Genomic DNA, 25527 nt, shown 5'->3' with positions numbered 1-25527 from the left:
GCCCCGGCCATGCCGACCGGCACCGCCGTGAACAGGAAGGCATTTCCCGTGCGGCAGGATCAAGGGGCTCTCTTTTTCCCCCACGCCCCGTTTCAGGGCAAGGCCGGATCCTCAATCACCCGCCGTAGCGCCCACGGACGGATCATGGGGCTGGACGGCACTGTCACCGGTTTCGCGCGCATCCTTCGCAATGGTTTTGACAATCCGGTTCATCTTACGGCCGGAGTACATGTTGGGCGCGTCTTTATAGACGGCTTTCAGGTAACTGCGGTCGAAAGCCGACATTTCCATCGGGCGTGCACCATCCTGATCGAACAAACTCAGGATCGTGTCATCTTTGCCGTCGCCGGCAGAGCGGGTCCCGCCAAGCGTACGCATCGCGGCATAGTCGGCGATCTGCGTCGTCGTCAGCCCCACCAAGGCTTTCCGGTCGACAAGGATGACCGCAAATCGCACGTTCTCCTGCACCGCAGAAACCAGAAACGAAGAGAATGGTACGTTTAGCCGTTGCTTTCCCGATGGGCCGGGATCGACTGTCATATTCGCGCCGTTGTTTCCCCCGAGCCGTGTGGCAGATGCAGCGCTCGTCGCTGTGACCCACCAGGCATGAACCGGTCCAGGCTGACGGATGATGGCGCGGATATCTTCCGGTTCAAGGTTGCTGAACAGCCAGGAGTATTGCGTTCGCAAACCTTCCAGCACAGGCTCTGCATTATCGACAAAGGCCACAGCGACATTGGCACGGCAACCTTCGCCGCCCAGTTCGACCCCCGCCGCCCTTGCGTCACTCGCCATGCGCTGGCCTATCGCCACCAGCAGATCGTGGTCGAGGCCTGCCGTCAGGAAACAGACCGGATCATTGAAACGAGGCATGGTCTCGCTGCGCGAGGCATACGGCGTGATCCTTCGCGAAAGGGCGCGAATGCGAGCCTCATCCGGAAAGGGTTGCCCGATAACGAGAATGGAATCCTCGCCCTGGGATACGTCAGGTTTGTGCTGAGCCGTGTCACCGGATGCTTCGGCCTGTGCCCAACTGCAAGTGGAGGAGAAACAGCCTGCGACAGCCAGGGTGCAAGCCGCCAGGCGGCTCAGACAATAGCGGTTCCTCATCGTTCTTCGCCCATCTTCCCTACCCTTGGCGAGGATAAAAGATGCCGATCGCGATCGCTAGATCGGCCTCCCCATAACCGGGCGATTGTACTGTATTGTAAAACGCTCTGCCCGTGAAAAAATGTAAAGATGATCAGCATTTCGATTCCGGCGGCACGATTTTCGTAAATCTGGCGATCCTAACGCGCATTTCTACCTTCTTCCTGCCCCTTCGCCGGAACCGCTCACTTCCCCGCATTCAGCAGCGGCTTGAGGTAGCTTCCGGTGAAGCTGCCCTTGACCTTCACCACCGCTTCGGGCGTGCCCTCGGCGACGATCTCGCCGCCGCGCACGCCGCCTTCGGGGCCCATGTCGATGATCCAGTCGGCGGTCTTGATGACGTCGAGGTTGTGTTCGATCACGATGACCGAGTTGCCCTGATCGACGAGGCGGTGGAGCACTTCGAGGAGCTTGCGCACGTCCTCGAAGTGGAGACCGGTGGTGGGCTCGTCGAGGATGTAGAGCGTCTGCCCGGTCGAGCGGCGGGCGAGTTCCTTGGCGAGCTTCACGCGTTGCGCCTCGCCGCCCGAGAGCGTCGTCGCCTGCTGACCGACCTTGACGTAGCCGAGGCCCACCTCGTTCAGCATGTGCATGCGGTCGCGGATCGGCGGCACGTTGGCGAAGAAGCTCTCGGCGTCCTCGATCGTCATGTCGAGCACGTCGGCGATCGACTGGCCCTTGAACTTCACTTCCAGCGTCTCGCGGTTGTAGCGCTTGCCGCCGCATTCCTCGCACGTCACGTAGACGTCGGGGAGGAAGTGCATCTCGATCTTGATGAGGCCGTCGCCCTGGCACGCCTCGCAGCGCCCGCCCTTGACGTTGAAGCTGAAGCGGCCCGGCTTGTAGCCGCGCGCCTCGGATTCGGGCAGCCCGGCGAACCAGTCGCGGATCAGGGTGAAGGCGCCGGTGTAGGTCGCCGGGTTCGAGCGCGGGGTGCGGCCGATCGGCGACTGGTCGATCTCGATCACCTTGTCGCAGTTTTCGAGGCCGGTGATCCTGTCGTGCGCGCCCGCGATCACCCGCGCGCCGTTGAGCTGGCGCGAGGCGCCCGCCTGCAGCGTGTCGATGGTGAGCGACGACTTGCCCGAGCCGGACACCCCGGTGACGCAGCAGAAGGTGCCGAGCGGGAACTTGGCAGTCACGCCCGTCAGGTTGTTCGCGCGCGCGTTCTCGACCGTCACGAACTTGCCGTTGCCCTTGCGGCGCTCTGCGGGCACCTCGATCCGGCGGGTGCCGTTGAGGTACTGCGCGGTGAGGCTGGTCTTGCTCTTGAGCACCTGCTTGAGCGTACCCTCGGCCACCACCTCGCCACCGTGAACACCCGCGCCGGGGCCAAGGTCCACAAGGTAATCGGCGGTGCGGATCGCATCCTCGTCATGCTCCACCACGATCACGGTGTTGCCGAGATCACGCAGGCGCTTGAGCGTTTCGAGCAGCATGTCGTTGTCGCGCTGGTGCAGGCCGATGCTGGGCTCGTCGAGCACGTAGAGCACGCCCGACAGCCCCGAGCCGATCTGGCTGGCGAGGCGGATGCGCTGGCTTTCGCCGCCCGACAGCGTACCCGAGGTACGGTCGAGGTTGAGGTAGTCGAGCCCGACATTGTTGAGGAAGCCGAGCCGCTCGTTGATTTCCTTGAGGATCGCCTTGGCGATCTGCTGCTGCTGATCGGTGAGCCTGTCGTTCAGCGCGCCGAACCAGGCAAAGCCGTCCGCCACCGAGAGGCGCGCCGCATCGGCGATGTCGCTGCCGCCCAGCTTCACCGAGAGCGCCTCGGGCTTGAGGCGCTTGCCATGGCAGGTCTCGCAAGGCTGCGCGGTCTGGAACTTGGCGAGTTCCTCGCGCATCCACGCGCTGTCGGTCTGCACCATGCGGCGGTTGAGGTTGCCGATCACGCCCTCGAACGCCTTGCTGACGGTGTATTCCTTCTTGCCGTCCTTGAACGTCAGCGGCACGGCCTTGCCGCCGGTGCCGTAGAGGATCACGAGACGCACTTCGCCCGGCAGTTCGCCCCACGGCGTCGTCAGGTCGAAGCCGAAGTGCGCGGCGAGGCTGGAGAGCACCTGCATGTAATAGGGCGACGGCGGGTTCGACTTCGCCCAGGGCACGATCGCGCCCTGCTTGAGCGTCAGATGCTCGTTGGGGACGACCAGTTGCGGGTCGAACAGCAGCTTTTCGCCGAGGCCATCGCAGGCCGGGCAGGCCCCCTGCGGCGCGTTGAACGAGAACAGCCGCGGCTCGATCTCCTCGATGGTGAAGCCACTGACCGGGCAGGCGAACTTCTCGGAGAAGACGATGCGGTTGGCGGGCAGCCCGGCGTTCTTCATGCCTTTCGTAAGCGTCGGGACATCCGCCTGCACGCCACCATCGACAGCCCCTCCCCCGGCCCCTCCCGCCTGCGAGAGGGGGGACTGGAGTGCCGCCACGGTGGTGTCGGCAAGGTCTATATACGCCAGCCCTTCGGCCAGCTTTAGCGCCTGCTCGAAGCTGTCCGCCAGCCGCGTCTGGATGCCGTCCTTCACGGCAATGCGGTCGACCACCACTTCGATGTCGTGCTTGTACTTCTTGTCGAGCGCGGGGGCATCCTCGATCAGGTACATCTCGCCGTCGATGCGCACGCGGGTGTAGCCCGCCTTCTGCCACTCGGCGAGTTCCTTGCGGTATTCGCCCTTGCGGCCACGCACCACGGGGGCGAGCAGATAGGCGCGCGTGCCTTCGGGCAGCGCCATCACCCGGTCCACCATGTTGGAGACCGTCTGCGCCTCGATCGGCAGGCCCGTGGCGGGCGAGTACGGCACCCCCACGCGCGCCCACAGCAGGCGCATGTAGTCCCAGATCTCGGTCACGGTCGCCACGGTCGAGCGCGGGTTGCGGCTGGTGGTCTTCTGCTCGATCGAAATGGCGGGAGAAAGCCCGTCGATATGCTCGACATTGGGCTTCTGCATCATTTCGAGGAACTGGCGCGCATAGGCGCTCAGCGATTCGACATAGCGGCGCTGGCCTTCGGCATAGATCGTGTCGAACGCGAGGCTGGACTTGCCCGAGCCCGAAAGCCCGGTGATGACGATGAGCTTGTCGCGCGGCAGCTCGATATCGAAGCCCTTGAGGTTATGCTCGCGCGCACCGCGCACCGTGATGTGGGTCAGACTCATGGAGGCACATGTTCCAGATTTGTTCGCGGCAATCAAGCGGCGCCTGAAGGAATAAGGCACTGCACCGGGTTCCGCTCTTACATGGGTACTCCTCCGTCCGTCGCAATGGCGAGCGTTCATCGCCCCATTCATCGCATTGCCTTTGCGCAGGCCCCTCCCGAGAGGCATAATTCCCGTCACATGAGGGTCAGGTTCGGACGTCACACTCCGACCATTCAGGGGTTTGGTAACGATGCGGGGCATTTCCAAGATCGCAGCGATGGGCTGTGCAGCGCTGGCGCTTGTCTCGGTTGCGGCCCATGCCGACGATCCGAACGACCCGTCGATGCGCTCGGCCACAGCGCGCGCCCGCGATGCCGCCCAGATCCGCAAGCTCAATCAGGACCAGCTCGCCTACGTGTCGCAGCGCGACGCAGGCTATCGGCAGCAGTGGTCGGACTATCGCCGCGATCACGAGAGCGATGGTGAGCGCGGGTATACGGCCCTGCCCCGCAGTTCGGCGCAGGACGACTACGCCCGCGCCCGCAGCGACTACGAAGCCTCGCTCGCCCAGTGGCGCCGCGACGTCAACGCCTGCCGCAACGGCGATTACGACCGCTGCGCAAACTGACGTTCGTAGACCTCGCCAAGATGCTCCTGCGGCAACGCCGGAAAGGCCCGATCTCATTTCCTGTAGCGGCCCTGCGCTGAACGTAACGGGCCCCTCCGATGACTTTGACCATCGCACTGCTTGCGGCCATGACAGCCATTTCTGTCCCGGCTCTCGATGCGAGCGACCACATTCCGCATGTCGATAACACAAGGACGGCGCGAGGCATTCCGACCTTCATGACCTATCCCGGCAGGTGGCAAGCCACGCCTGTCGAAGCCAGGGCCGCGAAAAGCGCGCTATATGGCTGGCTATCTGCTCGGGATCGTGCCCTTTTGCCATGGGATCGCCAGCCATTCACCGATCAGGTGAATCCGCAGGATTATGAAATGCAGTATATCGGCGCCCGCATCAACTTGCAGACCGGGCGCTTCGATCCAACTGGCGTGAAGGTTCTGGTCATTCACGGCGTGCGCAGAACATCTGCTTCAGCCGGCGACGAACTGGACCATTCCGAGCTGGTCGTCAGCGATGGCGGGGATACCTTCTTCGAAGCCTATTACGATGTGGACCACGACAAGCTGCTGATGTTTACCTTTCACGGCTACGCCTGACCCCAATCGGGCCTTTCGTAGTGGAAGGGCTCCACGGCTGGTTCAGTACCCGACCTCCAGCGTCAACACCGTGAGACGGCCCTTCACCCGGCCGATCAGCGTCACATTGCCCATCGGCGCATCGGGGCTGTCCATCGCCATGATCGCACTGGCGGTCATGCGGGCGGTGAACAGCGGCGTGAAGGCCTTGCGGTTGCGCAGGGCGATGATGGTCGTGCCGTTGCGGGCATCGGCCCAGGCATCATAGCTCCATGCGGAGCCGATCAGGGTGAGCCCACCTGCTGTCGGTTGCGGGGAGTCGCGCCCCATCGCCGGCGCCTTGCGCGGCGCTTCGCAAGGAACGCCGGTCAGCCGACCATTGGAAAGCGTCCCTCCGGTATAGTCTGCCTTCAGGGCAAAGCAGCGCCTGTCGCTGAACGAGAGCGTAACCGGCAGGAAACCGGGCGCCCATGCCGCATCCAGCCGTGACTTGCGCGTCTCGGCGATGGCAAAGGCGCCGACGACCTTGGCATGGGCCGTCACGGTTCCGCGGCGATAGGCGGGATCGACGCGGATCAGGTCTGCCATGGCGGCATCCGGCAGGCGCATGAGGCGCGGCGCGCTCGGGTCCGATGGCGGTCCGGCAGGAACGGTAACACCCGGCGCCTGCCCCTTGCCGCTATAGCCTGCGGGCGGAACGCTCTGCGCGCGGGCGACAGAAGCCGTACCGAGCGAAAGCCCTGCCCCCATGATCGCGATCAGGGCCGCGCCGCCGATAGTCCATGCCGCTCGTCTCATGGTGCTCTCCTCTCGTGATCCGGTCTTTACCGCGCCGCCGCCGCGAAGGGATGCGGCGCCAGTCCGGCCAGCATCGCATCGGCGGCGGGCTGCGACAGCGGCTCCACCGGCAAGGGCGGCGGCAAGGCCTCCTTCGGGCTGGTCGCATATTCGTGGGGCCGCTCGGCATAGCCCATGACGGCGTAGCGCACGGTCTTCATCGTGCCGAACGCGGCGGCGGCATCGGCCATGCTCTGCCCGCGCGCGATATCGCTCATGTACTGACGGAACTGCACGCCCTGCTCGCCCTTCAGCTTCGAGAAGACGAAGTAATGCGTCAGCAGCCAGGCGTGATACGGCGTCCAGTCCATCTGGCGCGAGGGATTGTGCAGATAGTCCCCGTTCAGCACCGCGGCCGTGTTGAGCCGCCCGTAGGAGCGGAACACCAGCCGGTAGTATTCCGGCGGGCGGCCATATTCGATCGCACCGTTGTCCTTGAACGCCACGGTCGAGAAGAAAGCGCCGATCCCGTCGATATACCAGCGCGGATAGATCGCCGGGGCGTAGTTCACCACCATGTGTTGGGCATAGGCGCCATAGAGGATCGCCTCCCATGTCCGGCTGGTGGGCGCGTGATAGGGCGGCGGCGTCTGGCCGATGCAGTCCCCGTCATTGGCGGCGGCGTCCTCGCAATCGGCATTGCGCGCCTTGTCGGTATCGAGCGGCACCACCTGATCGACGCGCGGCAGGGCCAGCACGCTGCCCTCAACGCGCGGATCGTAGTAGCGCTCGCCCACGAAGGGCCGGGCATAAGGCCCCTCTTCCGAGCGGGGATTGCTGAGGCCGAGATCGCGCATCTGCGCCGCATCGTCGAACAGCACCACGGTCAGCCGGGGCGGCTCGTCCTCGCTGCCGGGCGCGCGATAGAGCCGCGCGAACAGCGTGTGCAGGCGTTCGAGATGCGCGGCGATGCGCTGCAACTGGTCGTCGCTGCCGTCCGAATAGACGACGACATGCTCGGCGGCGATGCGCTTCCACGCGCTCGGCTTCTCGCCCGGTGCCAGCGGATGCGGGGTGGTGACGATGATCGGTGTGCTGGCGGGAGAAGAGGACGCGGCAGCCTCCTGCGCCGATGCCGGAGCCTGCACTACCGCGCCAAGGCAGACCGCGAGACAAACCGCAGACCTGCCAGCCATCCTCAAGACCTGTCGCACATCCATGTCCACCTCATCCCGCCAGATGCAGATGCAGCCAAATAATCCTTACGAATCTAGAGTGACCTTAGCATGGCACCCACGAAATACCGGCGATGAATTTTCTGTAACCGGCAAGATCCTATCATGCCCGTCCGCGCACGAAAAAGGCCGGGAAGAGGCATCCCCCTTCCCGGCCTTTTTCGTGTCAGTAATGGCGAGGCGGATTACTTCGCGCCGTCGCCCGAATCGCCCGTGCCCGAACCGAGCCCGCGCGCTTCGAGCATCGGGCCGATCTCGGGATCGTGGCCGGTGAGGTCGTGGAACATCACCGAGTAAGGCTTCGAGTGGCCCTGACCCAGGAAGCTGGCGCGGATATGCTCGCCGTTGGCGCGGGTCATGCCGCCGTTCTTTTCCACCCAGTCCCAGCCGCTGTGAGCCAGCATCTCGGTCCACATGTAGGCGTAATAGCCCGCTGCGTAACCGCCGCTCCAGATATGGCGGAAGTAGGTGGTGCGGTAACGCGGCGGGATCAGGTCGGTGCGCAGGCCCATGTCGGCGAGTGCCTTGGCCTCGAACGTCGCCGGCTCGCTCGCCTCGGCCTCGGCAGGCGTGAGCATGTGCCACTTCATGTCGAGCATCGCCGACTCGGTCAGCTCACCGAAGGTCAGGCCCTGGTTGAACTTGCCCGCCGCCTTGATCTTGGCGAGCAGCGCGGGCGGGATCGTCTCGCCGGTCTTCAGGTTCTTGGCGTAGTGCTCCAGCACCTGCGGAACGGTCGCGAAGTTCTCGTTGAACTGGCTGGGGAACTCCACGAAATCGCGCGCGGTGTTCGCGCCCGAGAGCGAGGGGTACTTCTGGCTGCCGAACATGCCGTTCAGGGCATGGCCGAACTCGTGGAACATCGTCGTCACGTCGTCCCAGGTCGCCAGCGGCTCCTCACCGGGTGCGGGCGGGGTGATGTTCAGCGTGTTGAACACCACCGGCTTGTTGCCCAGCGCGTAGGACTGGCTGACGAAGTTGCCCATCCAGGCGCCGCCCTGCTTGTTGGCGCGCGCGTAGGGATCGAAGTAGAACAGCGCCAGCGGGCTGCCGTCCTTGTCGAACACCTCGTAGACGCGCATCGACTTCTCGTAGCCGACCAGATCGGTGCGGCGCTTGAAGGTGATGCCGTAGGTCTGGTTCGCGGCATAGAACACGCCGTTTTCCAGCACGTTGTAGACATCGAAGTACGGCTTGATCTGCGCTTCGTCGAGGTCGTACTTCTTCTGGCGGACCTTCTCGGCATAGTAGCCCCAGTCCCACGGCGCGAGCGGCTCGCTCTGGCCGTCCAGCTTCGCCTCTGCGGTCAGCTCGGCGGCCTCGCGGTCCTGCGTGGCGCGAAGGGCTGGGACGAAGCCCTGCATGAACGCCATCGCCTTTTCGGGCGACGTCACCATGCCGTCGTACATCTGCACTGCGGCATAGTTCGGCTGGCCCAGCAGCGCGGCCTTCTGCGCGCGCAGCACCGCCAGCTTGTGGACGACCGCCGTGGTGTCGTTCGGGCCGCCGTTCGAGGTGCGATTGATGCTCGCCTCGAAGACGCGGCGACGGCTGTCGCGGTTGGTCAGCTTGGAGAGCGCGGGCTGCTGCGTGAAGTTGAGCAGCGCCAGCACGTACTTGCCGGGCTTGCCCTGCTCCTGCGCCAGCTGCGCGGCGGCGGCGACATCGGCCTCGCCCAGCCCTGCAAGCTGGTCCTTGCTGTCGAAGGTGACGGCAGCCGCGGCCGAGCCTGCGGTCAGCTTCTGCGAGAACTCGGTCTCCAGGCTGGCAAGCTGCTGGTTCAGCGCCTTGAGCTGCGTCTTCTTCTCGGGCGTGAGCAGTGCGCCTGCGTGAACGAACTCGTCGTACGTCGTCTGCAGCAGCATTGCGTCTTCACCGGTCAGCGCCTTGCCGGCAGCACTGTCATGCACCGCCTTGATGCGCGCGAAGAGCCTGGCGTTGAGGTGGATCTCGTCGTTCAGCCCGGCCAGCTTGGGAGATATCGCGGTGTCGACGGCATCGAGCGTGGGGTTGGTGTTGGCGCTGACCAACTGGCCGAAGATGCCGTTCGCACGGTCGAGCAGCTGGCCCGATTCCTCGAGCGCGACCACGGTGTTCTGGAAAGTTGGCGCAGCCGGGTTGGCGGCGATTTTCGCGACTTCGGCGCGCTTGATCGCGATGCCGGCTTCCAGCGCGGGCTGGTAGTCGCTGTCCTTGATATGGGCGAAGTCCGGCGCATGCATGTCGAGCGTGCTCGGCTTGGCGAAGGGGCCGGTATAGGCCACCGGTGCGGGCTTTGCAGGCGCCTTGGCGGCGGCAAGAGCGGGAACGGGCATGGCAGCTACTGCTCCGATGGCTAGTCCGGTAACGGCAAGGCCCAGCGTGCGATGCGCAGCCGTTGCCAGGAGACCCTTGTTCTTCATCGTGTCACTTCCTCCACAGGAACGGACCCTTGGTGAGCGCGGGGAGGTGACGCACGAGCGCCCCATCGCAGCCCCGCCCCGGTTGGTCCGATCAGGCGATTTGAAGCGCTTTATCCGGCAGCTGGCAACCCTTGCGAGCCACCGCCGCGATAATCGACAAAAGGTTGCGCATGGCAGTGTTTCAAGCGCCGCCCGGACACGGCAAGGGCGGCGTCAGGCGAATTTTATTTCGCCACGGCGCCGCCCTGCGGGCAACCCTTCCGATCCCACAGTCAGTGGCGATCATCGCAGGTTGCGGGCCCGGTCGACAGGTCGTGAGTGCCCTGTCGGTAGGCCTTTTGGGCCTTTCCGGTTCGAGAAGGTTCAGGATGCCAGAAAGCGCGTCCCGGTCCAGACGGGGGTCTTGTTCGCCTCACGTTCGGCCTCGCGCACATGGTCCTGGCGCTGCCGGTCAAGCAGCAAGGAGCCTGTTTCGCGAGCGAAGTGGTTGCGGCGAAAAGGTATTTCAGCGCCTATCGACATTTTTTCCTCTCCTTCTGGAGAGAAAACGAGCGGGCACCCGGAAAGTTCCCGGAAACCCCCGCGCCGCCCGGCCGTTCTGCGATGTTCGATCCCCCGATGTTCGATCCCACAACGAAAGGCCCGCCCATGTTCAAGTCCATCGCCGTCGCCGCCCGCGACCGGGAACGGATGCAGGAAGTGCTGGGCGTGGCCGCGCGTTTCGGGCTGGACTCGCTGCTGGTGCGGCTGGGGCTTCAGGACGGCAAAGCCGGAGAAGCGCAACCCGAGGCCGCCGATCTCCCCGCCCGCACCCGGCGGGCGCTCGAAGCGCTGGGGCCGACGTATGTGAAGCTCGGCCAGATCCTCGCCACCCGGCAGGACATGCTGCCCGAGCACTGGACCCGCGAGTTCGAGAAGCTGCAGAGCGAAGCCCCGCGCCTCGACTTCGAGACCTTGCGCGGCGATGTCGAGGCGGCGCTCGGCGGGCCGCCGGAAGAAGTCTTCGCCCGGTTCGATACCACGCCGCTCGCCGCCGCCTCGATCGCGCAGGTCCACCGCGCCACGCTGCAGGACGGCACCGAGGTCGCGGTGAAGATCCGCCGCCCCGGCATCGCCCCGCGCATGGAGGCCGACATGCGGCTGCTGCGCCATCTCGCCGCGCTGGCCGAAAGCAACAGCGCCGCGCTGCGGCGTCTGCGCCCGCGCGCGATGATCGAGCAACTGGGCGCCGATATCCTCGACGAGCTGGACTTCACCACCGAAGGGCGCAACGCCGACCTGCTGCGCGCCGATCTGGCCAAACTGGAGGCGGTGGTGGTGCCGCGCATCCACTGGCAGCATTCCTCGTCCACGCTGCTGGTGATGGACTTCATCGAAGGCCTGCCCCCGCGCGATCCCGAGGCGCTGCGGACCGCCGGGATCGACCCTGCCGCGATCGCCGCACTCGGTGCCGAACTGGTGCTGGAGATGGTGCTGGTGAACGGCCGCTTCCATGCCGACCCGCACCCCGGCAACCTGCTTTGCCTTAACGGAAACAGGCTGGCGCTGCTCGATCTAGGCTCGGTCGGCTTCGTCAGCCCACGCCGCCAGCACGAATTCCTGACCTTCATCCTCTCGCTGCGCTCGGGCGATCCGGCGGGCGTCACCGATGCGCTGATGGCCTGGAATGGAAGTGGGGGGAACGAGAATGCGGGCGTTTCCCGCGAGAAAGTCCAGCGCGCCGCAGAGCGCCTCGTCGCACGACATGGCACCGGGCCGCTGGTGCTCAGCGCGATGATGGCCGACTTCTTCCCGCTGCTGCGCGAGGAAGGACTGGTGCTGCCGCCCGATCTCGTGCTGATCTTCAAGGCGATGGTGACGATGGACGGCGTGCTCGCGCGGATCGAGCCGGGCTTCGACCTGTCTCAGGCCTTGGCCGACATGCGCGGCAAGCTGCTCGCCAGCCGCATCACGCGCCTTGGCGAACCGGGCCGTACCGAGGCCGTGCTGCTCGAACTCGCCCGCAGCGCCGAGGATCTCCCCGCCCTGCTGCGCGCCGCCCGCGCGCGGCTGGAAGCCGATGCCGGTGGTGGCGCGCGCGGCGGGGGCTCGACCGAGATCGCCGGAGCCCTGCGCTTTGCTGGCGCAGCGATCAGCGCCGGGCTGGTACTGCTGGCGGTGGTGCAACTGGTGGGCGTGCTGCGGTAGAGCGGGAGGACGACCTCCTCCTCTGACTCCGTCATCCCAGCGCAGGCTGGGATCGTTGTGAGCGTGGCGCAACCTCGAAAGCGATCCCAGCCTGCGCTGGGATGACGTGAGTTCGAATCCCCCCCTCACATCCCGCCGACGCCCGCCACGAACTGCGCGCGCAGGTTCGCCAGCGCGCGCGGGGTCTCGGGCGGAAGGTCGCGCGCCGGGTGGCCTTTGCGCAAGTCCGCGCGGTCGCGCTCCGAAGGCTCGACCACGCGCACGCGCACGGCGGCCTTGCCCTTGGCGCGGATGCCAAGCTGCTCGGCGGCGCCGCGCGACAGGTCGATCACCCTTCGCGGATCGCCGTAGGGGCCGCGATCGTTGATCCGCACGAGGATGCGCCGCCCGGTATCGAGCGCCGTCACTTCGACATAGCTCGGCAGCGGCAGCGTCTTGTTCGCGGCGGTGATCCACGCCGGGCGGAAACGCTCGCCATTGGCGACCTGGCTGCCGCTCTCGTTGCCGTACCACGTCGCATAGCCGAGCATGTCGTAGGTCGGATCGGCGGCGGGGACATAGGTGGTGCCGCGCACCGTGTAGGGCGGGCCGATCCGCACCGGAGTATCGCTGACCGGGCGATAATGCCGTCCGGCACAGCCCGAGAGCACCGCACTCAGCGCCAGCGCGCTCGCCACGGCAAGGGACCAGCGAGGGGAGACAGTATCGGGGGAGAGAAAGCGCATCATGTCAGCGGTCTAGCAGCGGTTACGTCGCCGGGTCCATGCCTGCCTGCGCTCCCTCCGTCGCAACGCGGTGAATTGCGCGCCTTGCAACCTTATATCGCAAGATGCTCACTACGCGCCATTTTTGCCAAGTCACAAGGGGGCTTGATCGCTGCTCGCGACTGCACAATACTCGTCTGGGTGAGCGAACATATTGTCGATCCCGTCCCCGGCCGCAGCGGACCCTCGGTTGTCCTCCCGGCCCGCCCCGAACCCATCCGGCTGGATGCTGCGACGACGGCCGTGATCGTCGTCGACATGCAGAACGCCTATGCCAGCAAGGGCGGCTATGTCGACGAGGCCGGGTTCGACGTCGGCCCGGCTGCTGCCTGCATTGCCCGCATCGCCGAGGTGCTCGACGTGGCGCGCGATGCCGGAATGCCCATCGTGTTCCTGCAGAACGGCTGGGATTCGGGCTATGTCGAGGCGGGCACGCCGATGTCGCCCAACTGGCACAAGTCCAACGCGCTCAAGACCATGCGCAAGCGCCCCGAACTCGCGGGCAAGTTCCTTGCACGCGGCGGCTGGGACTACGAACTGGTCGATGCGCTGGCGCCCCAGGACGGCGACCTTCGCGTCCACAAGCCGCGCTATTCGGCGTTCTTCAACTCGCAGCTCGACGCCGTGCTGCGTGCGCGCGGCATCCGCACGCTGGTGTTCACCGGGATCGCCACCAACGTCTGCGTCGAATCGACCCTGCGCGACGGCTTCCACCTCGAATACTTCGGGATCATGCTGGAAGACGCGACGCATCATCTGGGGCCGGACTTCATGCAGGCGGCCACCGTCTACAATGTCGAGAAGTTCTTCGGCTGGGTCTCCACCGTCGCCGACTTCCGCACCGCCGTCGGCCAATTGCCTCCCAAGGATGCCGCCCCCGATACCGACGCCGCGTAACCCCGCTTTTCCAAGGAGTTCCCATGCCGTTCGAAGCGATCAATCCGTCCGCATTCCCCGCGCCCATCGCCCCCTATTCGGCAGGCGCCAAGACCAAGGACGGCACGCTCTATGTCTCGGGCATGCTGGCGCTGGGGGAAGGCGGCGCGGTGCTGCATGTGGGCGACGCCGCCGCGCAGACGCGCCATGTGCTCGATGCGATCAAGATCACGGTGGAGGCAGCGGGCGGCACCATGGCCGACGTGGTGATGAACCACATTTTCCTGAAGGATCTGGCCGACTATGCCGCGTTCAACGCCGTCTATGCCGAGTACTTCCCCGGCGACAAGCCCGCGCGCTATTGCCTGCGCTGCGATCTGGTGAAGCCGGACTGCCTCGTCGAAGTCGCCTCGGTTGCGCAAATTGCCTGAAGCAACGGGGCTTCACTACGAGATCCACGGCGACGCCGACGATGCGCCGTGGCTGATCCTCTCCAGCGGGCTGGGCGGCTCGGGCGCCTACTGGACACCGAACCTGCCCGCGCTGACGCAGCGCTTCCGGGTGCTGACCTACGACCAGCGCGGGACCGGGCGCAGCGACCGCACCCTGCCCGAGACGACATCTGTCGAGGACATGGCGAGCGATCTGCTCGCGCTGATGGACGCGCTGGCAATCGAGCGCGCGCATTTCATCGGTCATGCACTGGGCGGTGCCATCGGCATCGAAGCGGCAATCAGCACCGACCGTTTCGACAGCCTGACCGTCATCAACGGCTGGCGCACGCTCTCGCCCCACACCCGCCGCTGCTTCGCGGCGCGGCTGGCGCTGTTGCACGGTGCGGGTGTGAAGCCGTTCCTTGAGGCGCAGCCGCTGTTCCTGTTCCCGCCGGACTGGATCGCCTCACACGATGCCCAGATCGTGGCAGAGACCGAGCACCACCTCTCCGCCTTTCCCGGTGTCGAGACCATGGCCAAGCGCATCGCCGCCGTGCAGGCCTATGCGCCCGATCCGGCAGGGCTTGCCGCGCTGAAGAACCTGCTGGTGATTGCCACGCGCGACGACTTCCTCGTGCCGCTGGAGACCGCGCTCGACCTCGCAACGCCGGTTCCGGGCGCGCGGACCGAGGTGTTCGACTGGGGCGGCCATGCCTGCAACATCACCGATCCTGCGCGTTTCGAGCGCGTCATGCTCGATTTCCTGCCCTGATCCCCTCCCCTGATTATCCATTCGCGGAGTAACAGCCTCATGCAAGTCGGTGTGTTCATCCCCATCAACAACAACGGCTGGCTGATCAGCGAGGCGGCGCCGCAGTACAAGCCGAGCTTCGATCTCAACACGGAGATCGCGCTGCGGGCCGAGAAGTACGGGATGGATTTCCTGCTCTCGATGATCAAGCTGCGCGGCTTCGGCGGCAAGACCGAGTTCTGGGAATATGGCCTGGAAAGCTTCACGCTGATGGCGGGCCTCGCCGCCGTTACCGAGAAGATCAAGCTGTTCGCCACCTGCCCCACGCTCATCATCCCGCCCGCGTTTGCCGCGCGCATGGCCAACACCATCGACTCCATCAGCCATGGCCGCTTCGGGATGAACCTGATCACCGGCTGGCAACCGCCCGAATATACGCAAATGGGCCTGTGGCCGGGCGACGAGCATTTCCGCAACCGCTATCAGGTGCTCGACGAATATGCCCGTGTCCTGCGCGAGCTGTGGGAGACCGGCAGCTCCGATTTCAAGGGCGACTATTACCAGATGGAGGACTGCCGCGTCTGGCCCCAGCCGCAGGCGGACATGAAGATCATCTGCGCCGGTTCCTCCGACGCCGGGCTGAACTTCTCGGCGACCTGGGCGGACTATGCCTTCTGCCTTGGCAAGGGCGTCAACACGCCGACCGCGTTCGCCTTCAACAACGAGCGGCTGGCCAAGTTCACCGAACAGACCGGGCGCGACGTTTCCGTGTTCGTGCTGATGATGGTGATCGCTGCCGAAACCGACGAGGAAGCGCAGGCCAAGTGGAAGGCCTATAACGACGGCGTCGATATCGACGCGATCTCGTGGCTGGCCGATCAGGGCGCCAGGGACACGGTGAACACCGATACCAACGTGCGCCAGCTCGCCGCCCCCGAAGGCGCGGTGAACATCAACATGGGCACCTTGGTCGGCAGCTACGAGAGCATTGCCCGGATGCTCGACGAGATGGCCCAGGTGCCCAATACCGGCGGCGTGCTGCTGACCTTCGACGACTTCGTGCAGGGCGTGGAAGACTTCGGCACGCGCATCCAGCCGCTGATGAAAAGCCGCGCGCACATAGGGTGATCGGGAGGCGATGGGGCGACGGAAACCCGCGACCGCCCTTCCCGCTTCCAGACAGTTCTCTCCCCCCCCCCAACGCAAAACGGGCCGCCCCCGAGGGGACGGCCCGCCTTGTCAGAATGCTGTCAGGCCTCAGTACTTGAAGCTGATCGAGGCGCCGATGGTGCGCGGGTCGTTGTAGACGCCGGCCATGTAGTTATCGAGCACGCCGAGCAGGTTCTTCTCGTTGGTGATGTTGCGCGACCAGACCGAGAACTCCCAGTTCTGGTAGTCGTAACCGACGCGCAGACCACCCTCGAAGTTGCCCTTCGAGCTGAACTCCACCGACTTGTACGGCACGAAGCTGGTGTAGCCTTGCGCGTTCCAGTCGGTCGAGATGAAGGCCGTGCCGGGGCCGACCGGGTGCTCGTAACGGGCTGAGAAGTTGAGGTTCCACTTCGGCGCGTTGGGCAGCGGGTTGCCGTCGATCTGCGCGAAGTAGTTCGAGCCGACCTGCGTGACCGGGTTCTCCACGGTGCAGACCATCGCGCCGTTGAGCGCGCAGACCTGCGCATAGACGTTCTTGTCGTCGATCTCGGTGTGCAGCAGGCTGAGACCGGCGTTGAAGGTCAGGCCTTCGACCGGCGACATGTCGAGCGCGGCCTCGATGCCGTACCCTTGTGCCTTGTTGGCGTTGAAGAGCACGGTGTTGCCGTTCTCGTCGCTGCCGTTCAGCTGGATGTCCTTCACGACATAATAGAAGCCGTCGAAGTTGAAGTGCGCGCGGCCACCCATGAAGGTGGTCTTCACACCGGCTTCGTAGCTGGTGTTGGTTTCCGAGTTCGCCGTCGTGAACGGCGAGCCGAACACGGCCGAGCGGCCCTGGATGGTCGGCCCACGGAAGCCGCGCGCGATGCGGGCATAGAGGCTGACGTCCGGATCCAGCTTGTAGAGCGCGGTCGCATCGAAGCTGGGCTTGGTGCTCGACAGGCGCACGTCCGGCACCGCGAAAGTACCGGTGCCCGAAGCGACGTTGTTCGCCTTGAGCAGCGTGGTGTGGCGGATGTCCTGCGATTCGCGGAAGCCGCCGGTCAGCGTCAGGCGGTCGGTAACGTCATAGGCGACCTGACCGAACACGCCCCAAGAGGTGTTGACGTTGTGCAGCAGCACCCAGTTGTTCGGGTTGGGCGCCGTGCCGAAGGCATCGCTGGTCAGGAAGTAGGCGCGCTGGTCGAACTCGGTGTAGTCACGCGAATCGAAGTACATGCCGCCGACCTGCCAGCGCAGCGGCTGGTTGGTCGGGCTGGCCAGGCGCACTTCCTGCGACCACTGGTTGAGGCTGCGCAGCTTGCCCTGCGATTCGCCATAGCCCACGTTGTTGTAGTACGCCGCCGCACCGCCGTCGGTATCGCCGCGGCTCCACTCGTGCGCGTGCTCGTAACCGGTGATCGAGGTCAGCGTGGCGAAGCCGAGGTCATAGTCGGCCTTGACCGAGAAGCCCTGCGTACGCGCCGCCTGCGGGTTGTTCATGCCCTCGTCGAGCGCGATCTCGCCCCGGCTGAAGCTGTCGGGAACCGAATTGGTGCCCTTGATGATCGAACCGCGATAGAACGGGGTCGACGTGCCGTCGTAATCGCGCACGTGGCCCGAAACGCGGACCTGCAGCGGGCCTTCGTCGAACAGCACCTGCAGGCGGGCATCGCGCTCGTTGAAGCCGCCCATGACGTTCTTGCCGCCCACGGTGCCGTCATCGCTTGTGCCGGTGTAGGTGTTGTCGATCCAGTTGTCGCGGTGCTGGTAGAGGCCCGAGAGACGGAAGCTGATCGAGCCGTCCTTGGTCAGCGGGCCGCCGATGCCGCCTTCGACGTTCACCGAGTTGAACGTGCCCCAGCTGGCGTTGATGTCGCCCTGCCAGGTCTTCGAGGGCTGCACGGTGTCGAACTTGACGATACCAGCCGTGGTGTTGCGGCCGAACAGCGAGCCCTGCGGTCCGCGCAGCACTTCGGTCTGCGCGACGTCGAACACCGGGTTCGACTTGAGCACGACATGCTCCATGACGATGTCGTCCTGGATCACTTCCACCGGCTGCGAAGCGCCGAGATAGTAGTCCACGTTGCCGAGGCCACGGATGTAGAAGCGCGGGAAGATGCGGCCGGTCGAGCTTTCGACGTAGAGGCCCGGCACCTTGCCCGAGAGCGAAAGAAGCGTGTCCGCGCCGTTGGTCGCAAACGTCTTCATGTCTTCGCCCGAGAGCACGCCAACCGAGACCGGCACGTTCTGGAGGTTTTCCTTGCGACGCTCGGCCGTCACGATGATCGCGCCGCCGTTCTCGCTGCCATTGTCGGCAGCGGCAGTATCGGCAGCAGCAGCGCTGGCGGTGGTCGAGGCAGAGGTCTGCGCCAGAGCGACGCCGCCGGTCGAAAGCGCACACAGCGCAGCGCCGCACGCCAGAGCGCGCCGCAGGATCACGGTTTTCATACAAGTCCTCACGAAACTGAATTTCCGCCTGCCGGGCGACAATTCCCCCGGAAAATCCCCCAGGGAACCCCTCTGTCCGGGCAGGCAGCCCATGCTTGGGTTGCTGCCCCTGATTTATGGCACTTATGTTGCTCGTGCAAACAACTGGAAACTTGCCGATACACTGTGGCAACACCGCATCAGTTGTTTCTCGCGACATTCCGAAACTTGCGGATTCCCGTTACTTTTCTGGATACTGAACAGTATCACGACACTGGCATGACAGCCCGACCAGCCCGGATAGCGCAGCATGCGTTACCGCGATGCAACAGGTATCGATTCGCGCCATTTGCCTGCTTCGGCTGGCTTATCGGCTGGTGTGGCCCTCACGCACCCCGACGGACCGGCACCCGCGCCCATTGCAGGATCGCGGCGGTCAGCGCCTCGGCCACGGCATGGCGACCGCCCGGCCCCAGCACCACGAACTCGATTTCGGGCAGTACAGGCAGCCCTTCGCGGTCGATCGCCGAGACGCTTTCCGGCAACAGGCGCGCCGAATGCGGCATCACGCCCACGCCTGCCCGCGCGGCGGCGAACAGGCCGGAAAGGTTGGCGCTGGTGAACGCGAGACGCCAGGAACGCCCCGCCTGTTCCAGCGCCTCGATCGCCAGCGCACGGGTGACGCTGGGCGGCGGATAGAACAGCATCGGCGCAGGGCCTGCCGGGTCGAGCACGAAGTCGGCACGCCCCACCCACGCCAGCTTCTCGCGCCAGACCGTGGTGCCGCGCGTATCGCCGCGCCGCCGCTTGACCATCACGATGTCGAGGCGCCCGGCGTCGTAATCGGTATAGAGATCCTCGCTGAGCCCCGCCGTCACCGCCAGATCGACTTCCGGGTGACGCCGCGCGAAAGCCGCCAGCACATCGGGCAGCGCCGAAAGCACGAAGTCTTCCGAAGCGCCAAAGCGCAGCCGCCCGCGCAACGGCGCGCCGGACAGGTGCCGTTCCATCCGCGCATAGGCATCGAGCACGCGGCGGGCATGGTCGAGGAACGCGCTGCCCTCCGGCGTCAGCGCCAGATGGTGGGTATCGCGCAGCAGCAGACGGCGCCCCACCTGCTCCTCCAGTCGCCGCACCTGCTGGCTGACGGTCGACTGGCGCAGCGAAAGACTTCGCGCGGCCGCGGTGAAGCTGCCCGCCTCCACCACGGCCACCAGTGCGCGCAGCAGATCGGGATGGACAGAGGACACGGCATTCATGATCGTGATGACAGTTATCAGCTTCATCACGATTGTCCATGACCATGCCAGCGAGTACATCACCGGGCATGACACAGGAACGCACTCTCGGCGCGCGTATCGCGGCCCGGCTGAAGAACATCGACCGTTATCTGCTGATGCTGATCGGCACCGTTGCGCTGGCCTCGATCCTGCCCGCGCGCGGGACCGGCGCGGTGATCGCCGATCATGCCGTCGACGTAGCGGTGGACCTGCTGTTCTTCCTCTACGGCGCGCGCCTCGCCCCCCAGGCGGTCTGGGCGGGCATGTCGCACTGGCGCCTGCAACTGACCGTGTTCCTGTCCACTTTCGCGCTGTTTCCGCTGATCGGCCTGGGGCTGAAAGGCGTGCTCGGCCCCATCGCCTCGCCCGAGATCCTGAACGGCCTTGTGTTCCTGTGCCTGCTGCCCTCGACCGTGCAGTCCTCGATCGCCTTCACCTCGATCGGGCGCGGCAACGTGGCGGCGGCGCTGTGCAGTGCCTCGTTCTCGAACCTGATCGGCGTGATCATCACCCCGCTGCTGGCCGCCGTCGTGATGTCGAGCCCTTCGGGCGGGTTCTCGACCAGCGCGATCGAGGACATCGCCATGCAGATCCTGCTGCCCTTCGTGCTGGGCCAGATCGCGCGGCCCTTCATCGGCAAGTTCATCACCCGCCACAAGCTGCTGACCACGATCGTCGATCGCGGCTCGATCTTGCTGGTGGTCTATGCCGCCTTCAGCCACGGCATGGTGGCCGGCGCCTGGAGCCGCCTGTCGTTGAGCGACCTCGCCGTGGTGCTGGTGATCGACGCGCTGGTGCTGGCAATCGTCATCACGCTGACCACCTGGGGGTCGCGCAAGCTGGGCTTCAACAAGGAGGACGAGATCGCCATCGTCTTCTGCGGCTCCAAGAAGAGCATGGCGAGCGGCATCCCGATGGCGACGATCCTGTTCCCCGCCGCCTCGGTCAGCCTGATCGTGCTGCCGCTGATGCTGTTCCACCAGATCCAGCTGTTCACCTGCGCTGTGCTCGCCCGCCGCTATGGCGCACGGCCAGAAGAGCCCGAAGTGGAAACCCCGGTCGCGGCCGCCCGTCCGGCGTAATCGCTGTTAGAGCGGTTTTCGATCTGGCTGCGCCGAATCAACCACTCTAAGTTTTTGATTAGCCGCATTTTCCGAGTCATCAGGTGATTCCACCTGATTAGAAAATGCTCTAAACCGCCAGCGCCCGTGCGCCCTGCTCGCCCAGCCAGCGGGCGCGCACGCCCCATACCTCGCGGATGATATCGCTCGCCAGCGCATCGTCGGGATGGCCGTCCGCCACGACACGTCCATCCTGAAGCACGACCACCCGGTCCGCACAGTTCATCGCGCTGGCAAGGTCGTGCAGTACCAGCACCACCCCGCACCCGGCTCGGGCCTGCTCGCGCATCTTGCGCATCGTCATCGCCGCATGGCCGAGATCGAGGTTCGCGAGCGGCTCGTCCGCCAGCAGCCAGCCGGGTTTCGTCGCCAGCACCCGCGCCATCAGCGCCCGCGCGCGCTCTCCGCCCGAGAGCTGCGACACCGGGCGATGGCGCAACGCTTCCAGATCCATCGTCCGGATCGCCGCATCGATGGCCGCCTGCGCCTCGCTGGCCGACGAGGCCACCCACGGCAGCCGCCCGAGCGAGACCAGCGTCTCGACCGCGACGTCCCACGCCACTTCGGGCGCCTGTGGCAGATAGCCCATCCAGCGCCCGCGTTCGAGCGAGTCCATCTTCGCCAGCGGGGCATCGCCGAGCAGGACGTCGCCGGAATCGGGTTTCATCAAACCGGCAAGGCAGCCCAGCAGCGTCGACTTGCCCGCGCCGTTCGGGCCGCAGATCGCCGTCACCATATTGCGGTCGAACCCGAGCGAAACGCCGTCGAGCCGCCCGCGCACCGTCACATCTGCCAGCGAGAGGCTCATATCGCGCCCCGGCGCATGCGCAGCAGCAGGTGCAGGAAGAACGGCGCGCCCAGCAGCGCAAGGCCAATGCCCAGCCGCAATTCGCCGCCCTTCAGCGGCATCACCCGGCACAGACAGTCGGCGACCAGCAACAGCAGCGCCCCTGCCAATGCGCTCGGCACCATCAGCGAAGACGGGCGCCGGTCGGTGAACGGGCGCACCAGATGCGGCACGACAAGCCCGACGAAACCGATCACGCCGGCCACCGCAACGCCCGCCCCCACCGTCAAACCGACGCCGAGGATCAGCCAGACCTGCAGGCGCCACAGGTCGACGCCGAGCGAGCGTGCCGCACTTTCGCCCAGCGTCATCGCATCGAGGCTGCGCCCGGTCAGCAACAGCGCGCCAATGCCCAGCGCCGTCAGCGGCATGGCCAGTTCGACATCGCCCCAGCTGCGATCGGACAGCGCTCCCATCAGCCAGGTCACGATCTCGCTGACGGCGAAAGGCGACGGCGAAAGGCTGATGACAAGGCTGGTCAAGGCACCCGCAAGGCTGGAAATCATCAGCCCGGCCAATGTGAACAGCGCAATGCCCCCGCTGCGCCCGGCCAGCAGCGCGAGCAGCGCCATGCCGCCCGCCCCGCCTGCCAGCGCGAAGATCGGAAGCGTGAAGGGCGCCGCCGCGTACCCCGTCCAGAACGAGAGCACAGCGCCCAGCGCGGCCGCAGGCGCCACGCCGAACAGGCCGGGATCGGCCAGCGGATTGCGCAGATAGCCCTGCATCGCGGCGCCCGCAGTACCGAGCCCTGCCCCCAGCGCCACCGCCAGCAGCGCACGCGGCAGGCGCAGGTCCATCAGGATCGTCGAAACATGGTTAACGTGGGGATCGAAGGGATTGAACCACACCCGGCCGGTCAGCAGCGAGAGAGGAAGTGCGATAAGCAGCAGACCACTCAGGCTCAGCAGCAGGCGGACGTTCAAGGATGTCTCCCGGCTGCGAGGGCCTGCACCGGCGCGCTGCGACGGATCGCCGCCAGCCGCCGGGCAGCGCGCACGATCGTCGGGCCACCGCACCACAGCAGATTTCCCGGCACTTGCGCGCGCGGCGTATCGGCAAGCTCATTCAGCACCGGATTGTCGAGCATCCGGTCACGCACGCCTTCCGGCCCGCTCTGTGCAAGGATCACGCCCGGCGGATGGGCCAGCACCTGTTCCAGCGGCACGAAGTCGGCCTGCGTGAAACCGGCGGCCGTCGCGGCATTGGAAAAGCCGGTACGCTCCATCAGTTCGGAAATCAGGGTATCGCTGCCCGCGACGATGCCGCCGGTTTCCCACATCAACGCAGCGACCTTGCGCGAACCCGCAGAGGGTGCGGCAGCCGCGAGCGCACGATCGATGCGCGCGACCAGTGCCTGGCCGCGCGCGCGGTTGCCGGCGACATCCGCCAGCATCCGCACCTGTGCTTCTGACTGCGCCACACTGGACGCAATGGGAACCGTCACGACCTTTATCCCCAATCCCTCAAGCGCCGTACGGGTGGACGGCGCAAGGAAGGAACTCGCGACCACCACATCGGGCTGCATCGCGATAACTTCCTCGACCGAATTTCCGATGGCGGGATAGCGCCTCGCTATCGCCAGGTCCATCGAACTCGACGCCGGATCGGCACTATAATCGGAAATTGCGCGCAACTGGCCGGGTGCGGTCACTTCGGCAAGGATCGCATCGGTGCAGGGATTGATAGAAACGATCGCGGGATGAGCCATGGTGCGCGAAGGGACGGGTTCGCGGAACCAGTATCCGAACAGTCCACCGCCAAGACATGCTGCGGCGGCAAGCCCCAGCGACAGGCGCAGCACGCGCGCCCGCCGCCGGCCGTGCGCCTCCCCCCGGCGCGAGGCGAAGGGAGGCGTCAGGATCACATCGTCACGCGGATGCCGCCGAACACCGAGCGTCCGGCAGTGCCATAATCGGTGACAAGCTCGTACTTCACGTCGGTGACGTTCTCGACCCGTGCAAAGACTTCCACCTTGTCGTTGATGGGCAGCGAGGCGCGGATCGTGCCGGTCGCCCAGCCGTCGATCTGGGTAGTGTTGGCCGCGTCGTTCCAGCTGTCGCTGACCATGCGCAGATCGCCGCCCAGCTTGAGACCGTGCAGCGGGCTGGTCCAGTCGAGCGAGAGCGTCAGCGCATTGCGCGGACGACGGGCAAGGTCGAGGCCCTCGTTCGCATCGCCCGAGGTGCGGTTGACCGACCTGGTGTAGGTATAGACCGCCTGGGCATGAAGCGCGGGCGAGACCTGCGCGCCCAGTTCCAGCTCCGCACCCGTCGCCCGCGCCTTGCCGACATTGGCATAGAGGCCATAGGGGCGCGCCTCGCACTGTTCGTCACCCACGCAGGAGACGAAGTCGATCAGGTTGCGGGTGTCGCGGCGGAAGCCGGTGAGCGCGAAGTAGAGCGGGCCGTTGCGGTCGCCATACTCGATCCCGGCATCGTAGGACCGGCTGCGCTCGGCCTTGAGCGAGGTATCGCCGTAGTTCGAATAGAGCTGGTAGAGCGACGGCGCCTTGAAGCCCTCGCCGTACGAAGCGATCACGCGCCAGTTGCCCACGACCGCGACCGAACCGTTGGCCCCGAAGGTCCAGGCCCCGCCAAAGCGCGAATGGTCGTCATAGCGAACACCCGCTGCCAGATTGACCACCTGCGAATACCAGCCGAGCAAGGCATGGGCGCTGGAGAGGTTCGCGTGGTGGCGCGCATCGTCGCTTTCGTCCATGCGCGACCATTCGTGATCGGCCCCGAAATCGAGGCGCAGGTCGCGCCAGGCATTCCAGCTGCCGGTCAGCTCGGCGCGGCGGCTCTGGCCATGGGTGAAGTAGCAGCTGTCCGAACCGCAATAGTTGTAGCTCTCGCCATAGTAGCGGCGGCGGGTGTCCGACAGCTGGTAGGCAACGCCCAGGCTCAGCGTGTCGCCGGTCCAGTCGAGCGCGCCGCGTCCGCCGATCTCGCGGGTCTTCTGATAATCGTCGGTATCGTCGAAGGTCACGTAGCTGGGCGCGGGATAACCGTCGATGTCCAGCTTGCCCTCGGTATAGCGCCCGGCGAGGCTGGCGGTGAGGCCCGGCATCAGTTCGACATGGCCATGGCCGCCCACGCGCCACTGGTGGAAACCGTCATCCTCGGTGCCGATGGCGGCCTGCGAGATACCGTCGGTGCGGGTATAGCCGCCATCGAGCGTGACGCCGTAGGTGTCGCCGGAAACGCCTGCGCTCATCTGCCCGTCGAAGGTGTTGCGCGAACCGTATTCGGCGCGTGCCTCCACACCGTTGACATCGCGCGAGGTCACGTTGAGCACGCCGCCGATGGCGTCCGAGCCCCAGACCACCGAGTTCGAACCGCGCAGCAGTTCGATCTTGCCGATCGAGCCGGTCATCAGGTTGCCGAAGTCGTAGCCGCCCCCCGTCGCCGCGACGTCCGCCACGCGGATGCCGTCGACCATGACGAGAACCTGCTGCGAATTGGCGCCGCGCACGAACAGGCTGGTCGCCGAACCGAGACCGCCGTTGCGCGCGATGGTAACGCCGGGCAGACGCTCCAGCACGCGGCTGATGTCCGCGCCCTGCACGCTGTCGATCTCGTCCGCGCCGATCACGTCGATGGGCTGGCCCGCCTTGTCGACACTGGTGGCGCTGCCGGTGGCGAGCACGGTGATATGATCGTCGCGCACGGCGTCCGCCGTGGTGATCGCGGCGTTGTCATCCTGCGCGAAAGCAGGCGCAGCGGCAGACAGGCCCAGCGCAGTGCCGAGCAGCAAAAGGGTCTTCACGTAATAGTCCTCCAAACCTGAACGAATATGCCGTTCATGGCGGA

21 protein-coding genes are annotated in these 25527 nt (G+C 65.7%); 8 read left to right on the top strand and 13 right to left on the bottom strand.

Translation table 11 applies throughout. The features are described from left to right. Positions 1 to 111: 111 nt before the first annotated feature. Together AC3EC3_RS01330 and uvrA are read right to left on the bottom strand one after the other, a co-directional pair. Entirely contained in the window at positions 112 to 1110 is a 999-nt protein-coding gene (locus AC3EC3_RS01330; RefSeq protein ID WP_488487916.1) for a hypothetical protein, read from the bottom strand. Between the two features lie 224 nt (positions 1111 to 1334). Next, positions 1335 to 4298, bottom strand: coding sequence for an excinuclease ABC subunit UvrA (gene uvrA, locus AC3EC3_RS01325; RefSeq protein WP_488487915.1), 2964 nt, complete (start codon positions 4296 to 4298; stop codon positions 1335 to 1337). A gap of 232 nt (positions 4299 to 4530) precedes the next feature. Between uvrA and AC3EC3_RS01320 the strand changes: the two genes are divergently transcribed. Further along, complete coding sequence (locus AC3EC3_RS01320; RefSeq protein WP_488487914.1) at positions 4531 to 4908, top strand: hypothetical protein; 378 nt, start codon at positions 4531 to 4533, stop codon at positions 4906 to 4908. Between the two features lie 98 nt (positions 4909 to 5006). Beyond that, positions 5007 to 5501: a hypothetical protein gene (locus AC3EC3_RS01315; protein ID WP_488487913.1), complete on the top strand. Its 495-nt coding sequence runs from the start codon at positions 5007 to 5009 to the stop codon at positions 5499 to 5501. Positions 5502 to 5543: 42 nt separating this feature from the next. Here AC3EC3_RS01315 and AC3EC3_RS01310 read toward each other — a convergent pair whose 3' ends face one another. From AC3EC3_RS01310 to AC3EC3_RS01295, 4 genes are all read right to left on the bottom strand, one after another. Beyond that, entirely contained in the window at positions 5544 to 6278 is a 735-nt protein-coding gene (locus AC3EC3_RS01310) for a hypothetical protein (protein WP_488487912.1), read from the bottom strand. A gap of 26 nt (positions 6279 to 6304) precedes the next feature. Then, positions 6305 to 7453, bottom strand: a complete 1149-nt coding sequence (locus AC3EC3_RS01305) for a hypothetical protein (RefSeq protein ID WP_488487911.1) — start codon at positions 7451 to 7453, stop codon at positions 6305 to 6307. Positions 7454 to 7677: 224 nt separating this feature from the next. Further along, positions 7678 to 9894, bottom strand: coding sequence for a M3 family metallopeptidase (locus tag AC3EC3_RS01300; protein WP_488487910.1), 2217 nt, complete (start codon positions 9892 to 9894; stop codon positions 7678 to 7680). Positions 9895 to 10257: 363 nt separating this feature from the next. Beyond that, positions 10258 to 10416 (bottom strand): hypothetical protein, encoded by a 159-nt coding sequence (locus tag AC3EC3_RS01295; RefSeq protein WP_488487909.1) that lies wholly within the window; start codon positions 10414 to 10416, stop codon positions 10258 to 10260. A gap of 126 nt (positions 10417 to 10542) precedes the next feature. On the opposite strand from AC3EC3_RS01295, the gene AC3EC3_RS01290 reads away from it, so the two are divergent. Beyond that, positions 10543 to 12081 (top strand): ABC1 kinase family protein, encoded by a 1539-nt coding sequence (locus AC3EC3_RS01290; RefSeq protein WP_488487908.1) that lies wholly within the window; start codon positions 10543 to 10545, stop codon positions 12079 to 12081. A gap of 125 nt (positions 12082 to 12206) precedes the next feature. On the opposite strand, the gene AC3EC3_RS01285 is transcribed toward AC3EC3_RS01290, so the two are convergent. After that, positions 12207 to 12806: a septal ring lytic transglycosylase RlpA family protein gene (locus AC3EC3_RS01285; RefSeq protein WP_488489164.1), complete on the bottom strand. Its 600-nt coding sequence runs from the start codon at positions 12804 to 12806 to the stop codon at positions 12207 to 12209. Between the two features lie 180 nt (positions 12807 to 12986). Between AC3EC3_RS01285 and rutB the strand changes: the two genes are divergently transcribed. From rutB to rutA, 4 genes are read left to right on the top strand one after another with little or no spacing between them, the layout of a single operon-like run. After that, the gene (rutB, locus tag AC3EC3_RS01280) at positions 12987 to 13742 is read left to right on the top strand and encodes a pyrimidine utilization protein B (protein ID WP_488487907.1); all 756 of its coding nucleotides are present in this window, start codon (positions 12987 to 12989) and stop codon (positions 13740 to 13742) included. A 23-nt stretch (positions 13743 to 13765) separates the two neighbouring features. Continuing rightward, positions 13766 to 14152, top strand: coding sequence for a pyrimidine utilization protein C (gene rutC, locus AC3EC3_RS01275; RefSeq protein WP_488487906.1), 387 nt, complete (start codon positions 13766 to 13768; stop codon positions 14150 to 14152). Then, positions 14145 to 14927: a pyrimidine utilization protein D gene (gene rutD / locus AC3EC3_RS01270; RefSeq protein WP_488487905.1), complete on the top strand. Its 783-nt coding sequence runs from the start codon at positions 14145 to 14147 to the stop codon at positions 14925 to 14927. The genes rutC and rutD overlap by 8 nt, the downstream gene beginning before the upstream one ends. Positions 14928 to 14966: 39 nt before the next feature. Next, positions 14967 to 16034 (top strand): pyrimidine utilization protein A, encoded by a 1068-nt coding sequence (rutA, locus tag AC3EC3_RS01265; protein WP_488487904.1) that lies wholly within the window; start codon positions 14967 to 14969, stop codon positions 16032 to 16034. A gap of 129 nt (positions 16035 to 16163) precedes the next feature. On the opposite strand, the gene AC3EC3_RS01260 is transcribed toward rutA, so the two are convergent. Next, a complete protein-coding gene (locus AC3EC3_RS01260) occupies positions 16164 to 18488 on the bottom strand; it encodes a TonB-dependent receptor (RefSeq protein ID WP_488487903.1) in 2325 nt (774 codons plus the stop codon). A 365-nt stretch (positions 18489 to 18853) separates the two neighbouring features. Beyond that, positions 18854 to 19753 carry a LysR substrate-binding domain-containing protein gene (locus AC3EC3_RS01255; RefSeq protein WP_488487902.1) on the bottom strand — a complete coding sequence of 300 codons (900 nt, stop codon included), beginning with the start codon at positions 19751 to 19753 and terminating at the stop codon, positions 18854 to 18856. 41 nt (positions 19754 to 19794) lie between these two features. On the opposite strand from AC3EC3_RS01255, the gene AC3EC3_RS01250 reads away from it, so the two are divergent. Beyond that, positions 19795 to 20829 (top strand): bile acid:sodium symporter family protein, encoded by a 1035-nt coding sequence (locus tag AC3EC3_RS01250; RefSeq protein ID WP_488487901.1) that lies wholly within the window; start codon positions 19795 to 19797, stop codon positions 20827 to 20829. Positions 20830 to 20938: 109 nt separating this feature from the next. Here AC3EC3_RS01250 and AC3EC3_RS01245 read toward each other — a convergent pair whose 3' ends face one another. Genes AC3EC3_RS01245 through AC3EC3_RS01230 form a run of 4 tightly spaced genes read right to left on the bottom strand, consistent with a single transcriptional unit; the run spans position 20939 to position 25483 of the window. Then, on the bottom strand, positions 20939 to 21676 hold the full coding sequence (locus tag AC3EC3_RS01245) for an ABC transporter ATP-binding protein (RefSeq protein WP_488487900.1): 738 nt from the start codon (positions 21674 to 21676) through the stop codon (positions 20939 to 20941). Next, positions 21673 to 22638, bottom strand: coding sequence for a FecCD family ABC transporter permease (locus AC3EC3_RS01240; RefSeq protein WP_488487899.1), 966 nt, complete (start codon positions 22636 to 22638; stop codon positions 21673 to 21675). Before AC3EC3_RS01240 ends, AC3EC3_RS01245 begins: the two co-directional genes overlap by 4 nt. Further along, complete coding sequence (locus AC3EC3_RS01235) at positions 22635 to 23579, bottom strand: ABC transporter substrate-binding protein (protein ID WP_488487898.1); 945 nt, start codon at positions 23577 to 23579, stop codon at positions 22635 to 22637. Before AC3EC3_RS01235 ends, AC3EC3_RS01240 begins: the two co-directional genes overlap by 4 nt. Further along, the gene (locus AC3EC3_RS01230) at positions 23576 to 25483 is read right to left on the bottom strand and encodes a TonB-dependent receptor plug domain-containing protein (RefSeq protein WP_488487897.1); all 1908 of its coding nucleotides are present in this window, start codon (positions 25481 to 25483) and stop codon (positions 23576 to 23578) included. Before AC3EC3_RS01230 ends, AC3EC3_RS01235 begins: the two co-directional genes overlap by 4 nt. Positions 25484 to 25527 lie beyond the last annotated feature (44 nt).

It is taken from the genome of Novosphingobium sp. BAM6 (assembly GCF_057784955.1).
This window is presented reverse-complemented; position numbering and strand designations above follow the sequence as displayed.